General features: G+C 68.5%; 13 protein-coding genes and 1 pseudogene. 7 read left to right on the top strand and 7 right to left on the bottom strand.

Annotated elements, in window-relative coordinates; all coding sequences use genetic code 11:
- Window positions 1–38 precede the first annotated feature (38 nt).
- The 3 genes and pseudogenes from J7E89_RS30655 to J7E89_RS30645 form a co-directional block, all read left to right on the top strand.
- Window positions 39–194, top strand: a pseudogene (locus tag J7E89_RS30655) (UBP-type zinc finger domain-containing protein); the annotation flags it as partial.
- 227 nt (window positions 195–421) lie between these two features.
- The gene (locus J7E89_RS30650; protein ID WP_214977859.1) at window positions 422–835 is read left to right on the top strand and encodes an anti-sigma regulatory factor; all 414 of its coding nucleotides are present in this window, start codon (window positions 422–424) and stop codon (window positions 833–835) included.
- Window positions 832–1,869 carry an RNA polymerase sigma factor SigF gene (locus J7E89_RS30645; RefSeq protein ID WP_214977857.1) on the top strand — a complete coding sequence of 346 codons (1,038 nt, stop codon included), beginning with the start codon at window positions 832–834 and terminating at the stop codon, window positions 1,867–1,869. Before J7E89_RS30650 ends, J7E89_RS30645 begins: the two co-directional genes overlap by 4 nt.
- A gap of 40 nt (window positions 1,870–1,909) precedes the next feature.
- Here the strand turns inward: J7E89_RS30645 and J7E89_RS30640 are convergent, their stop codons facing one another.
- Window positions 1,910–2,341, bottom strand: coding sequence for a hypothetical protein (locus J7E89_RS30640; RefSeq protein WP_214977855.1), 432 nt, complete (start codon window positions 2,339–2,341; stop codon window positions 1,910–1,912).
- 73 nt (window positions 2,342–2,414) lie between these two features.
- Between J7E89_RS30640 and J7E89_RS30635 the strand changes: the two genes are divergently transcribed.
- A complete protein-coding gene (locus J7E89_RS30635; protein ID WP_214977853.1) occupies window positions 2,415–3,383 on the top strand; it encodes a diacylglycerol kinase family protein in 969 nt (322 codons plus the stop codon).
- A 318-nt stretch (window positions 3,384–3,701) separates the two neighbouring features.
- Window positions 3,702–3,959, top strand: coding sequence for a WhiB family transcriptional regulator (locus J7E89_RS30630; RefSeq protein ID WP_004937597.1), 258 nt, complete (start codon window positions 3,702–3,704; stop codon window positions 3,957–3,959).
- Window positions 3,960–4,127: 168 nt separating this feature from the next.
- Here the strand turns inward: J7E89_RS30630 and J7E89_RS30625 are convergent, their stop codons facing one another.
- Both J7E89_RS30625 and J7E89_RS30620 read right to left on the bottom strand, forming a co-directional pair.
- Complete coding sequence (locus J7E89_RS30625; RefSeq protein ID WP_214977988.1) at window positions 4,128–5,594, bottom strand: sensor histidine kinase; 1,467 nt, start codon at window positions 5,592–5,594, stop codon at window positions 4,128–4,130.
- 269 nt (window positions 5,595–5,863) lie between these two features.
- The gene (locus J7E89_RS30620; protein ID WP_214977851.1) at window positions 5,864–6,145 is read right to left on the bottom strand and encodes a hypothetical protein; all 282 of its coding nucleotides are present in this window, start codon (window positions 6,143–6,145) and stop codon (window positions 5,864–5,866) included.
- Between the two features lie 139 nt (window positions 6,146–6,284).
- Between J7E89_RS30620 and nagB the strand changes: the two genes are divergently transcribed.
- Entirely contained in the window at window positions 6,285–7,070 is a 786-nt protein-coding gene (gene nagB / locus J7E89_RS30615) for a glucosamine-6-phosphate deaminase (RefSeq protein ID WP_214977850.1), read from the top strand.
- A 62-nt stretch (window positions 7,071–7,132) separates the two neighbouring features.
- Here the strand turns inward: nagB and J7E89_RS30610 are convergent, their stop codons facing one another.
- From J7E89_RS30610 to J7E89_RS30595, 4 genes are all read right to left on the bottom strand, one after another.
- Complete coding sequence (locus J7E89_RS30610) at window positions 7,133–8,671, bottom strand: glycoside hydrolase family 3 protein (RefSeq protein ID WP_214977848.1); 1,539 nt, start codon at window positions 8,669–8,671, stop codon at window positions 7,133–7,135.
- Between the two features lie 8 nt (window positions 8,672–8,679).
- Window positions 8,680–9,561 (bottom strand): carbohydrate ABC transporter permease, encoded by an 882-nt coding sequence (locus tag J7E89_RS30605; RefSeq protein WP_214977846.1) that lies wholly within the window; start codon window positions 9,559–9,561, stop codon window positions 8,680–8,682.
- On the bottom strand, window positions 9,558–10,565 hold the full coding sequence (locus tag J7E89_RS30600) for a carbohydrate ABC transporter permease (RefSeq protein WP_214977844.1): 1,008 nt from the start codon (window positions 10,563–10,565) through the stop codon (window positions 9,558–9,560). The genes J7E89_RS30605 and J7E89_RS30600 overlap by 4 nt, the downstream gene beginning before the upstream one ends.
- 110 nt (window positions 10,566–10,675) lie before the next feature.
- Window positions 10,676–11,974, bottom strand: coding sequence for a sugar ABC transporter substrate-binding protein (locus tag J7E89_RS30595; RefSeq protein ID WP_214977842.1), 1,299 nt, complete (start codon window positions 11,972–11,974; stop codon window positions 10,676–10,678).
- A 327-nt stretch (window positions 11,975–12,301) separates the two neighbouring features.
- Between J7E89_RS30595 and J7E89_RS30590 the strand changes: the two genes are divergently transcribed.
- On the top strand, window positions 12,302–13,059 hold a 758-nt coding region (locus tag J7E89_RS30590), incomplete at its 3' end, for a GntR family transcriptional regulator (RefSeq protein WP_214977986.1).

The raw sequence follows: 13,059 nt of genomic DNA, 5'->3' as shown, positions 1-13,059 counted from the left end.
AAACGTGCTTGTGAGCCAAACGCCCCAAGGCCGAGCCGCGGCTGTGCCTGGGATGCGGGCACGTGGGCTGCTGCGACTCGTCGCCGCACCGGCACGCGTCCGCGCACTCCAGGGGGGAGGGCCATCCGGTCGTGCGGAGCTTCGAGCCGGGCGAGAACTGGCGCTGGTGCTATGTGGACGGTTCGATCGTCTGACGCGTGGGTACGTCAACCCGGCGCCGGTAGTTTCCAATTGGGCGCCGCAGACCCCTAGCCACTGTGCGTACTCATGTGCTTACCATGAGTGACAGTCCCGGGTGGGGCCCGGGCGACAGGGCAGAATGGATCGCGATAGCGTCACCGGCGAACGACGTACCGCGTGGCTCCGGGGGGATGCTCCCTCCCGGTCCCCCGAAAGAGCTTGTGCCACCTTGGAGGTGAGGGTGTCCCAGATCGCAGGCGAGCCCGGGACCCAGGACTTCGTGGAAGTCCGGCTGCCCGCTGCAGGTGCCTACCTGTCCGTGCTGCGTACGGCCACGGCCGGACTCGCGGCGCGCTTGGACTTCACCCTCGACGAGATCGAGGATCTGCGCATCGCAGTCGACGAGGCCTGCGCGATCCTGCTCCAGCAGGCCGTGCCCGGTTCCGTCCTCAGCTGCGTCTTCCGGCTCGTCGAAGATGCACTCGACGTCACGGTCTCGGCCCCCACCACCGACGGACGCGCACCGGAGCGCGACACCTTCGCCTGGACGGTGCTCTCGGCACTCGCGGGCAAGGTCGACTCCACGGTCGCCGAGGACCGTACGGTCACCATCAGCCTGTACAAACAGCGCGGCGCGGGACCCGGGCCGGCGTGAGGAACGGGGACGGGCCGGTGCGTAACGAGGAGCTCAGCCCACAGACGCCCGCAGGAGGGCGCGCGGTACCGGCCGAGCCGGCCGGGCCGGCGACGCCCGCCCCCGCGGGCATCCCGGAGCAGCAGGCCCGACCCCACCCGGTCGATGAACCTGTCGACGGGCCGGCGGAGGTGGGGGGCCTGGTAGGGACGGCGGCGGCGGAGCAGGCAGAGCGGGCGGGCCATATGAGCGAGCACGGGCAGCACTCCATGGAGCACGCGGAGCGCGGACGCCACGATCCGCACGACCGCAGTCATGCGCGCTCGATGTTCATCGAGCTGCGCAAGCTGCCGGACGGATCGGCCGAGAAGGCGGAGCTGCGCAACCGGCTGGTGCGCATGCACCTGCCGCTGGTCGAGCACCTGGCGCGTCGCTTCCGCAACCGTGGCGAGCCGCTCGACGACCTCACCCAGGTCGCCACGATCGGTCTGATCAAGTCGGTGGACCGGTTCGACCCGGAGCGCGGCGTCGAGTTCTCGACGTACGCCACCCCGACGGTCGTCGGTGAGATCAAGCGGCACTTCCGCGACAAGGGGTGGGCGGTCCGGGTGCCCCGGCGCCTCCAGGAGCTGCGGCTGTCGCTGACGACGGCCACCGCGGAGCTTTCCCAGCAGCACGGCCGGTCCCCGACCGTGCACGAGCTGGCGGAGCGCCTGGCCATCTCGGAGGAAGAGGTCCTGGAGGGCCTGGAGTCCGCCAACGCGTACAGCACGCTGTCGCTGGACGTGCCGGACACCGACGACGAGTCGCCGGCGGTCGCGGACACGCTGGGCTCCGAGGACGAGGCGCTGGAGGGTGTGGAGTACCGGGAGTCGCTGAAGCCGCTCCTGGAGGACCTCCCGCCGCGCGAGAAGCGAATCCTGCTGCTGCGCTTCTTCGGGAACATGACGCAGTCGCAGATCGCGCAGGAGGTCGGCATCTCCCAGATGCACGTCTCCCGGCTGCTGGCGCGCACGCTGGCTCAGCTCCGCGAAAAGCTTCTGGTCGAGGAGTAGCCCGTACGCTCCGTACGTCCCTGCGGCTGTCCCTGCGGCGTTACGCGTCGCGGGGACCGCGGATGCCCAGCGCCCGGTTCGTCTCGGGGTTGATCAGCAGGACCAGCGCCGCCACGGCCACGGCCGCGAGGGCGATGCCGGCCGGGATCAGCAGCGAGCCCTCGGAGTTCAGCAGGGTCCAGGCCACCGGCAGCGCCATGATCTGCGTGATGATCGCGGGCCCGCGGCTCCACGCGCGACACTTGAGCAGCCCGCGCGCGGCCAGCAGCGGCAGCAGCGCCAGGGCGATCAGTGTCACGCCGCCCATTTCCGCCTGCTCGGGCTTGTCGGGGCTGCCGAGCAGCCCCATGACGAGCATGTACGCGCCACCTGCGACCAGGGCCAGGCCCTCCAGCGCGGCGAGACCGGCGGCGGCGGTCAGCCGGCTGGGGCGGGGTTCGGCGGCGGATTCGGGAGTCTGCTCATTGCTCACCCCAGCAGCGTAACGGCCTGCCTCCGCGGACCAGGTCTGGGCCACGTACTCCCTACTGGGTAGTCTGGCGCTCATGCGTGCACTCCTCGTGGTCAATCCGGCAGCTACCACCACCAGCGCACGCACCCGCGATGTCCTGATCCACGCGCTCGCCAGCGAGATGAAGCTGGAGGTCGTGACCACCGAGTACCGCGGTCACGCCCGCGACCTGGGCCGGCGGGCCGCGGAGAGCAAGGACATAGAGCTCGTGGTCGCGCTCGGTGGCGACGGGACCGTGAACGAGGTCGTCAACGGTCTCCTGCACGAGGGCCCTGATCCGGACAGGCTTCCGCGCCTCGCCGTCGTCCCGGGCGGCTCCACGAACGTCTTCGCGCGCGCGCTGGGCATCCCGAACGACGCGGTCGAGGCGACCGGCGCGATCCTGGACGCTCTGCGCACCCGCAGTGAGCGCACGGTGGGTCTCGGCCTGGCCGCGGGTACCCCGGGCACGGAGGACGAATCAGTTCCGGCCCGCTGGTTCACGTTCTGCGCGGGCTTCGGCTTCGACGCCGGAGTGATCGGAAGAGTCGAACAGCACAGGGAGCGCGGAAAGCGTTCGACGCACGCCCTTTATGTGCGCCAGGTGGTACGCCAATTCCTGACCGAACCGCACCGCCGCCAGGGATTGATCACCTTGGAGCGCCCCGGTCACGACCCGGTCGAAGATCTTGTGCTGTCCATAGTCTGTAACACCTCTCCCTGGACCTACCTGGGCAATCGTCCGATGTACGCGTCCCCCGAGGCCTCCTTCGACAAGGCCCTGGACGTGCTCGGTCTGAGTAAGTTGTCCACTCCCGCCGTAGCCCGTTACGCGACCCAGTTGCTGACCTCGACGCCCGAGCGCGGGCCGCACGGTAAACATGCGGTGACATTGCACGACCTGACCGACTTCACCTTGCATTCGAAGGCCCCGCTCCCCTTCCAGATGGACGGTGACCACCTAGGACTGCGCACGAGCGTGACGTTCACAGGCGTTCGCCGTGCACTGCGTGTGATTGTGTGAGCGGAACGCGCGAAAGTCCTTTAACTCGAACGTACGGGCTGGGTTACACCCCATAGAAGTACGGCTGTGACCTACCCGACACCGAGGAATCAAAAAAAACTTTCCGGAAGGGGTTGTATCCGCTGCCGAGGTTTGCGAATCTCTACATGGCGATCGGGACGGCCCGCAACACCAGCCTCCGCTGAAAGCCAGAACCCCTCCTCACACACAGGACCCACACCAGGCGACTGGCAGTCGGCCCTTCACTTGCGGGGGGATTCGTGAAAGCGTTCACATTCACAAGCAACGTGCTTGTAATACCAAGGAGAGGTAGCAGCCATGGACTGGCGTCACAACGCCGTTTGTCGTGAGGAAGACCCGGAGCTGTTCTTCCCCATCGGCAACACCGGTCCTGCGCTGCTGCAGATCGAGGAAGCCAAGGCCGTCTGCCGCCGCTGCCCCGTCATGGAGCAGTGCCTGCAGTGGGCGCTCGAGTCCGGCCAGGACTCCGGCGTCTGGGGTGGCCTCAGCGAGGACGAGCGCCGCGCGATGAAGCGCCGCGCCGCCCGCAACCGGGCGCGTAACGCGACCGCCTGAACCACCACCCCGCACGAGCCTGAGCTTGGCGGCGCGTACAGCGTGTACGCACCACCCGCCCCCGAGCCGCAGCGCGCAGTACCCCCGATGCGCATAGCAACGTGAGCTTTGAGCCCCGGACCGTACCCTCGGTCCGGGGCTCGCCGCTTTTCCGCCCCCGGTCCGGTGTTACTTGTCGGCGCGTACGGGAACGTCGAGAACGACCCGCGTGCCGCGCTCGGCACCGGGCACCATGTCGAAGGTCCCGCCCAACTCGCCTTCCACCAGCGTCCGTACGATCTGCAGCCCCAGATTGCCGGTGCGCTTCGGGTCGAATCCCTCGGGCAGTCCGCGGCCGTCGTCCTGGACAGTGATCAGCAGCCGGGCGTCCTTGCGGTCGCCGCCGCGCACCGCGGCCACCTCGACCGAGCCGTGCTCGGCCGGCGCGAAGGCGTGCTCCAGTGCGTTCTGCATCACTTCGGTGAGGACCATCGCCAGCGGCGTCGCGACCTCGGCGTCGAGTATGCCGAAGCGGCCCGTACGGCGGCAGTTGACCTTGCCCGGCGAGATCTCGGCGACCATCGCGATCACCCGGTCGGCGATCTCGTCGAACTCGACGCGCTCGTCGAGGTTCTGCGACAGCGTCTCGTGGACGATCGCGATCGACCCGACGCGGCGCACGGCCTCGTTGAGCGCCTCGCGGCCCTGCTCCGAGTCCATCCGGCGGGCCTGGAGCCGCAACAGGGCCGCGACCGTCTGGAGGTTGTTCTTCACCCGGTGGTGGATTTCCCGGATGGTCGCGTCCTTGGTGATCAACTCCCGCTCACGGCGGCGCAGTTCCGTGACGTCCCGGCACAGTACGAGCGAGCCGATCCGGGTCCCCTTGGGCTTCAGCGGGATCGCGCGCAGCTGGATGACCCCGCTGTTCCCCTCGACCTCGGTCTCGCGCGGGGCGTAGCCGCTGGCCAGTTTGACCAGGGCTTCGTCCACCGGACCACGGGACGGGGCGAGTTCGGCCGTGGCCTGGCCGAGGTGGTGGCCGACGAGGTCGGAGGCGAGGCCGAGCCGGTGGTACGCGGAGAGGGCGTTCGGCGACGCGTACTGGACGATGCCGTCCGCGTCGAGCCGGATCAGCCCGTCGCCGGCGCGCGGCGAGGCGTCCATGTCGACCTGCTGGGCGGGGAAGGGGAAGGACCCGGCGGCGATCATCTGGGCCAGGTCGGAGGCGCTCTGGAGGTACGTCAGCTCCAGGCGGCTGGGGGTGCGTACGGTCAGCAGGTTCGTATTGCGCGCGATCACCCCCAGGACGCGGCCTTCGCGGCGTACGGGGATCGACTCGACCCGGACCGGGACCTCCTCCCGCCACTCCGGGTCACCCTCGCGCACGATCCGGCCTTCATCGAGGGCGGCGTCGAGGAGGGGGCGGCGGCCGCGTGGGACGAGGTGGCCGACCATGTCGTCCTGGTAGGAGGTGGGGCCGGTGTTGGGCCGCATCTGCGCGACGGAGACATAGCGGGTCCCGTCGAGGGTGGGAACCCACAGGACGAGGTCGGCGAAGGAGAGGTCGGAGAGCAGTTGCCACTCCGAGACCAGCAGGTGAAGCCACTCGAGGTCGGTTTCACTCAGAGCGGTGTGCTGGCGGACGAGGTCGTTCATGGAGGGCACATGTGCGAGCGTACCTTCGCTCCGGCAACCCCATGGCCGCGGCGCCTGGGAGGGACCCTCAGCCCTCCTGGCACCGCAGCCCGGAGCTGCTCCGGCCGTGCGACGGATGTGCGGTCCCGCGCGGCCGTCAGAGGCCACGACGCAGTCAGGGCAGAGAGCGCCGGTGCCTCGTTCCACCCTCCTGTGCGGGGAGGGAGGAGGCTTTACCTGTTCATTGTGGACTAGACCATTACCTTATGTCTATGGCGTGCCCAGTCAGATTAACCCTCAGTTGCCGCCACGGCCGACCAGGCACGCATCGCGTGCCCGGCGACCGCCTCCAGCTCCTGCCTCGTCGCGCCGTCGCGGGCCTGCTGTGACATTCCCTGAAACACGGCGCCACTGAAGCGCGCGAGGGCGCGGGCGTCGGCGGTCCGCGGCAGTTCACCCGCGTCGATGTCCGCCGGGATGAGGGCCTCGATCGCGGCGAGGTTGGCATTGCGCTGATCGCGCAGGGCCGATTCAACCTCCGGCGTCGTGCAGAGGGAAGGGGCCGTAAGCAAAAGGTGACTACCGGCGGGTCTCGGCCGACCATGGAAATACGGGCATCCACTTGGCGAAGACCCCCGGGCACACGGCGCAGCCTCTGCTAGATTGGTCTATACCACAATACGGTCCCCCTCTCAGATCGGCAGGCTCAGCGTGGAAGTTGTCATCGTTCCGGACGCCAAAACGGGCGGCGAGCTCATCGCGGCGGCCATCGGACGGCTGCTGAGCCACAAGCCCGACGCGCTGCTCGGCGTGGCCACCGGTTCGTCCCCGCTGCCCATCTACGAGGCCCTGACGGCCAAGGTCCGCGCGGGCGAAGTCGACGCGTCGCGCGCCCGGATCTGCCAGCTCGACGAGTACGTCGGCCTGCCCCTGGGGCACCCCGAGTCGTACCGCTCCGTCGTACTGCGCGAGGTGGTCGAGCCGCTCGGTCTGACCGAGGCGTCCTTCATGGGCCCCGACGGGACCGCCGAGGACATCGAGGGCGCGTGCGCGGCGTACGACCGCGCGCTCAGCAGGGCCGGCGGCGTGGACCTCCAGCTGCTCGGCATCGGCACCGACGGGCACATAGGCTTCAACGAGCCGTGCTCCTCGCTCGCTTCCCGCACCCGGATCAAGACGCTGACCGAGCAGACCCGCGTCGACAACGCGCGTTTCTTCGACAACGACATCGACCAGGTGCCCCACCACGTCATCACCCAGGGCATCGGCACCATCCTGGAGGCCCGCCACCTGGTGCTGCTGGCCACCGGCGAGGGCAAGGCCGAGGCCGTGGCGCAGACCGTCGAGGGGCCGGTCGCCGCACTGGTTCCGGGCTCCGCGCTCCAGCTGCACCCGCACGCGACGGTGGTCGTCGACGAGGCGGCGGCGTCCAAGCTGAAGCTCGCGGACTACTTCCGTGCCACGTACGCGGCCAAGCCGGCCTGGCAGGGTCTGTAAAAACTGCCGGACATACGGAAAGTGCCGGGGCCCACTGGGGGGACCCCGGCACTTTGCGTATGTCAGACGCCCGCGATGACCTCGGCCGCAGCCAGACCGCACACCCGCGCGGCGCCGTGCGTCGCGATGTACAGGCCGCCGCGCGGCTGCGCCTGCGGCACGCCCATCTCCACCACGACCGTGCCGGGCCTGGCGGCGGTCAGCGCCTCCAGCGCCACCGCCATCCACGGGTGGCGGTGGACATCGCGTACGACCGCGACGATCCGGCGCTCCCCGGCGGCCCGGATCACCTGCTCCGGCGTGAAGTCGCCGCTGCTGTACGTGTCCGTCGCGGTGCCCGGCAGCAGGCGCGCCAGCTCAGCGGCCACACCCCACGGCGTCTCGTGACCGACGGCGATGTTCGCGACCGGGGTAAAGGCAGCGACGTACGGGGCACAAGTGACGGGCTCGAACCCGGCGGCCCGCGTGATCCGCAGCGCCCGCCGCGCGGCCACCAGGCCGACGTCGGCGCGAAGGCCCGTGCCGGCGCCGGGCGCGGTCCCCTCCTGTGAAGCCGCGCCCGGCCCCGGGGCCCCCCGGGCCCCCCTGGTCTCCCGCGTCCAGCTCGCGAGCGCGCGCACGCGCGCGGCCGCGTCGGCCAGTCGCTCCTCCGGCAGTACGCCGTCCCGCACGGCCGCGACGAGCGCGTCGCGCAGCCGCAGCACGGTCTCGTCGTCCGCCAGTCCGCCGCCGACGCAGATCGCGTCGGCGCCGGCGGCGATCGCCATGACGCTGCCGAGCTCGATTCCGTACGTCGCGGAGATCGCCTGCATCTCCATGCCGTCCGTGATGATCAGCCCGTCGTAGCCGAGCTCCTCGCGCAGCAGACCAGTGAGGATCCGCGGGCTCAGAGTGGCTGGACGGGCCGGATCGAGCGCAGGGAGCAGGATATGCGCGCTCATGACAGATTTGGAGCCCGCGGCGATGGCCGCCCGGAAAGGCACCAGCTCACGGGCGTGCAGTGTGTCCAAGTCCACGTCGATGGCGGGCAGTGCGTGGTGCGAGTCGACGGCGGTGTCGCCGTGGCCCGGGAAGTGCTTGGTGCACGCGGCGACACCGGAGGCCTGGAGTCCTTCGACGTACGCCGCCGTGTGCCGGGCCACGAGCTGCGGGTCGGCGCCGAAGGAACGTACGCCGATGACTGGATTGCCCGGGTTGGAGTTGACGTCGGCGGACGGCGCCCAGTTGAGGTTGACGCCGCATTCGGCCAGTCTGCGGCCGAGTTCGCGGGCGACGTCCCGGGTGAGGCCGGTGTCGTCGACGGCGCCGAGCGCGAGGTTGCCGGGGAACGAGGAGCCGTGCTGGACCTCCAGGCGGGTGACGTCACCGCCCTCCTCGTCGATCGCGACGAGCACGTCGTCCCGCTCGGCGCGCAACTGCGCGGTGAGTGCGGCCAGTTGCGCCGGGGACGCGATGTTGCGGCCGAACAGGCCGACGGAGGTCAGGCCCTCGCCGACACGGCGCAGCAGCCAGTCGGGGGCCGCGGTGCCGAGGAAGCCGGGCTGGAGGACGGCGAGCGCGTCGCGCGTCAGCGTGTCAGTGCCAGGTGCGAAGGTCGTCATGGGAGGCGTTAACCCTTCACTGCGCCGGAGGTGAGACCCGAGGCCATCTTCTTCTGGACGATCATGAAGAAGACGACGACCGGGATGGCGATGAGCGTCGAGGCGGCCATCAGGGCGCCGTAGTCCACACCGCGTGAGGTGGTGAAGTTCATCAGCCACACGTTGAGGGTGTACTTGTCGTTGTCCTGGAGAACGACGTACGCGAGGAGGTACTCGTTCCAGGCGTTGATCAGCGAAAAGATCGAGGCGGCGGCGAGGCCGGGGGCGAGCAGCGGGAAGATGACGCGCCAGAAGGCGCCCATCCTGCTGCAGCCGTCCACCATCGCGGACTCCTCCAGCTCCTTGGGGATGTTGATGACGAAGCCGCGGATCATCCACGTCGCGAACGGCAGCGTGGAGACGAGGTAGATGATCGTCACGCCCCAGTACTCGTTCAGCCCGCCCAGGTCGTTGAGCTGGATGTAGATGGGGATGAGCATCGCGGTGGGCGGGAGCAGCTGTACGACCAGCAGCACCATCATGAAGGCCTTGCGGCCGAAGAAGTGGAAGCGGCCGATCGCGAAGGCGGCGATGGTGGAGAGCACCATGGCGCCCACGACGGCGGTGACGCAGATGATGAGGCTGGACTGGATCGCCGTGCCGAAGTTCGGCATGTCGATGGCCCGTTGGAAGTTGTCGAAGGTGATCGACGAGGGCCACAGGGTCTGGTCGTAACTGCGGATCTCGGCGTTGGGCCGCAGTGCGCTGATGACCAGCCAGTAGACCGGGAAGACCATGGCCACGAAGCCCAGCAGCCCCACGACGTTGAAGACCGTCCGGTGCTTCTTGCGGTCGGGCCGCAGGACCTGCGGCGTCACCTGGGGCGTCACCTGGGGGCTGGAGGCGCTCACTCGACCTCTCCGATCTTGAGCAGCTGGCGCAGGTAGTACACGGCGACGCCGGACAGCAGCAGGACCGTGATGAGGGAGATCGCCGCGCCCTGGCTGAAGGAGTTGGACTCGAAGGCCTTCTCGAAGGAGTAGAGGCCGAGGAGCGCGTACTCCGGTTCCGGCTTGTTGCCGCGGATCAGGAAGACCTGGCCGAAGACGTTGAAGTCCCAGATCACCGACAGGGTCGCGACCATCTGGAAGACCGGTTTGATGACCGGCCAGGTGACGTAGCGGAATACGCCGCCGGTGCCGGCGCCGTCGAGGGACGCGGCCTCTTCGAGCTCCTGCGGGACCTGGGTGAGCGCGGCGTACAGCGTGATGGTGACGAAGGGGACGGCGCCCCAGACCACGACCGCGCCGATGACGGTGAAGCCCTGGGTGGAGTCGAGGAACCAGTTGTGGCCCTGGAAGTCCAGGCCGAGGTACTTGCTCAGGACCATGTTCAGTACGCCGTAGTCGGAGTCGGCGAACCAGCGGAAGATCGAGGTCGCCACGAGCAGCGGCATCGACCAGGCGGCGATGAGCGCGGCCGTCAGCATCAGCCGTGCCCAGGTGGACATGCGCTGCATGACCATGGCGAGGCCGAGTCCGATCACCATGGTGGCCACCACGCAGGCGGCCATGAAGACGATCGTGCGTACGACGACGGCCCAGAACTCGCCGTCGCCGAGGATCTCGGTGAACTGGTCGAATCCCACCCACGGGGCGGCTTCCCCGGTCCACAGCTCGCGGCGGCCCACGTCCTGGAAGGACATGATCACCGTCTTGACGAGCGGCCACAGGAAGACGGCGGCGATCGCGACGAACGCGGGGGCTATGAGGAGGTATGGCAGCAGGGCGCCGGCCTTCCGCGGCCTGCGTCCCGGGGCCTGCTTCATGGTTGCCGGGGGGTCTGCTGCCCGCTTGTCGGGCCGGGGGTCCGGGGGTGGCCCCCCGGGGGATTGCAGCATGTCGGCGGCACTCAATGTGCTGGCCTTCCGTTCGGACCGGGTACCGGAGTACGGGGGCGGCGGACCCCGAAGGGACCGCCGCCCCCGTCAGCGATCAAGGAACTCTGAGACCCTGGGTGGCTGGCTCAGGACTCTTCGTTGATCAGCTTGTCGATCTCCGCGTCGGCCTTTTCGGTGGCCTCCTCGACCGACTTGCCCTTGATGATGTCGAGCAGCATGACCTCGAGAATTTCCTTCTTCTCGATGGCGGTCCAGCCCGGAGCGATCGGCGTGAACCAGGCGTCGGGAACGGCGTTGGCGATCGGAGCGGTCTCCGGCTTCGCCTTCAGCGGCTCAAGCTGCTTGGTGTTGTTGGGCAGGATGTTCTTGGAGGCGAGGACCTCCTGCGACTTCGCGCTCGTGAACATCGAGATCCACTCCTCGCCGAGGTCCTGGACCTTGGACTTGGAGATGGTGGCGAGGTCGGAGCCGCCGATGAAGGACGGCAGTGCCTTGCCGTCCGGGCCCGGCATACCGGCGACGCCGATCTTGTCCTTCAGCTTGGCGTTGCCCTGTGCCTTGGGGTCGATCACGCTGCCGGCTTCCCAGCCGTTGCCGTAGAGAAGAGCGGTCTTCTCATTGGCCATCACGTTGGCGTGGTCCTGCTCGTCCTTCGTCTTGTCGCCGTTGTTGTACTTCTCGACCAGGTCGGTGAAGTGCTTGATGCCCTTCTGCGCCTCGGGGGTGGCGAGGCTGGACTTCCACTCCTTGGCGCCCTCGTCGTACTTGGCTATCTGGCCGCCGTACGCGGCGACGTACGACATGGCGGCGTACCAGTAGCGGCCCGGCAGGTAGAGCGGCGAGAACGCCTTGTCCTTGTCGTACTTCTTGCCGACCTTGTCCAGGGCCTCGGTCAGCTCCGCCTCGGTCTCGGGGAGCTTGTCCGAGCCGGTGCCGGCCTTGAACATGTCCTTGTTGTAGAGCGCGACGCGCGCACCCGCGTAGTAGGGGACGCAGTACTGCTTGCCCTCGAAGGAACAGGTGTCCTTGAGGCCCTTGATCCAGGTGTCCGAGTTCTCGTACTTCTTCGGGTCGATCTCGCCGAGAGCGCCGTTGAGGATGTACGTCATCGTCTCGGTGTTGCCGAGCTCGACCACGTCCGGGAACTTGTCACCGGCAAGCGCGGCGTCCAGCTTCTTGGCCTTGTCGCCCCACTGCTGGTACTGGACGTTGACCTTTGCCTTCGGGTACTTCGCCTTGAACTGGGCGTTGACGTCCTTGACGAGCTCCGGCCAGGTGCTCTGAGCGTCGACCATCAGCCAGACGGTGAGCGTCTCGTTGCGCTCCTTGGGGTCCTTGGAAGCGTTGGAGTCTCCGGAACCACACGCCGCGACCGAAGCCATCATGGCCGTCGCACCAATTGCCGCGATGAGCTTGCGCTTCACGCCACCCTCCTCAGGGATGCAAGAGAATCCCCACACCGCCCGGGAGTTGCGTCGAATCACGGCTCGGAAACCCGTCTCGGAAACCAAGTCGCTGCGCAGGGATTGCCCGTGGGGCTGGGACCCGGTCTTTAATGGTTTAGACCAGTACCGGGAGCTTGGCCTAGACCTTTAGGGGTGTCAAGGGTGTATAAGAAGGGCTCTCGCGTCCGTTATCGGACCGACACCTGAGCAAGGGCGACGACCAGTGATGAGGCCGTGCCACCATGTGAGCCGCGACAGTCGGAGGAGCCGGTGACGGCAGCAGCACAGAAGTCGGGAAGGCGGATCATGGCCACGGACGGGGGCGGTACGGAGACCGAGGGCGGGGCGGCGGCAGGCCGTACCGCACGCGTGCCCAAGTACTACCGGCTAAAGCGGCATTTGCTGGACATGACGGAGACCATGCCGCCCGGGACCCCGGTCCCGCCGGAACGGACCCTTGCGGCCGAGTTCGACACGTCACGCACGACCGTGCGCCAGGCGCTCCAGGAACTGGTCGTCGAGGGCCGCCTGGAGCGGATCCAGGGCAAGGGCACGTTCGTGGCCAAGCCGAAGGTCTCGCAGGCGCTGCAACTGACGTCGTACACCGAGGACATGCGGGCACAGGGCCTGGAGCCCACCTCCCAGCTCCTGGACATCGGTTACGTCACGGCCGACGACACCCTGGCCGGCCTGCTCGACATCTCGCCGGGCGGCCGGGTGCTGCGGATCGAGCGGCTGCGGCTCGCGAGCGGCGAGCCGATGGCCATCGAGACGACGCACCTGTCGGCGAAGCGCTTCCCGGCGCTGCGCCGCTCGCTCGTCAAGTACACCTCGCTCTACACAGCGTTGGCGGAGGTGTACGACGTCCGCCTCGCCGAGGCCGAGGAGACGATCGAGACGTCGCTGGCCACCCCGCGCGAGGCGGGACTGCTCGGTACGGACGTGGGCCTGCCGATGCTGATGCTGTCCCGGCACTCGATCGACAAAAACGGCGATCCGGTGGAGTGGGTGCGCTCGGTGTACCGGGGCGACCGCTACAAGTTCGTGGCGAACCTCAAGCGGCC

Origin of the sequence: Streptomyces sp. ISL-100, assembly GCF_018614615.1 — a bacterium.
Taxonomy (GTDB): Bacteria; Actinomycetota; Actinomycetes; order Streptomycetales; family Streptomycetaceae; genus Streptomyces.
Note: the sequence above shows the minus strand (reverse complement) of the source record. Positions and strands in the feature narration are given on the sequence as shown.

What these genes read in the sequence shown, in the direction of transcription:
- J7E89_RS30635 (WP_214977853.1), top strand. Translation starts at nt 2,415, where the DNA reads ATGCGTGCACTCCTCGTGGTCAATCCGGCAGCTACCACCACCAGCGCA.
- J7E89_RS30630 (WP_004937597.1), top strand. Translation starts at nt 3,702, where the DNA reads ATGGACTGGCGTCACAACGCCGTTTGTCGTGAGGAAGACCCGGAGCTG.
- J7E89_RS30625 (WP_214977988.1), bottom strand. Translation starts at nt 5,594, where the DNA reads ATGAACGACCTCGTCCGCCAGCACACCGCTCTGAGTGAAACCGACCTC.
- J7E89_RS30610 (WP_214977848.1), bottom strand. Translation starts at nt 8,671, where the DNA reads ATGACGACCTTCGCACCTGGCACTGACACGCTGACGCGCGACGCGCTC.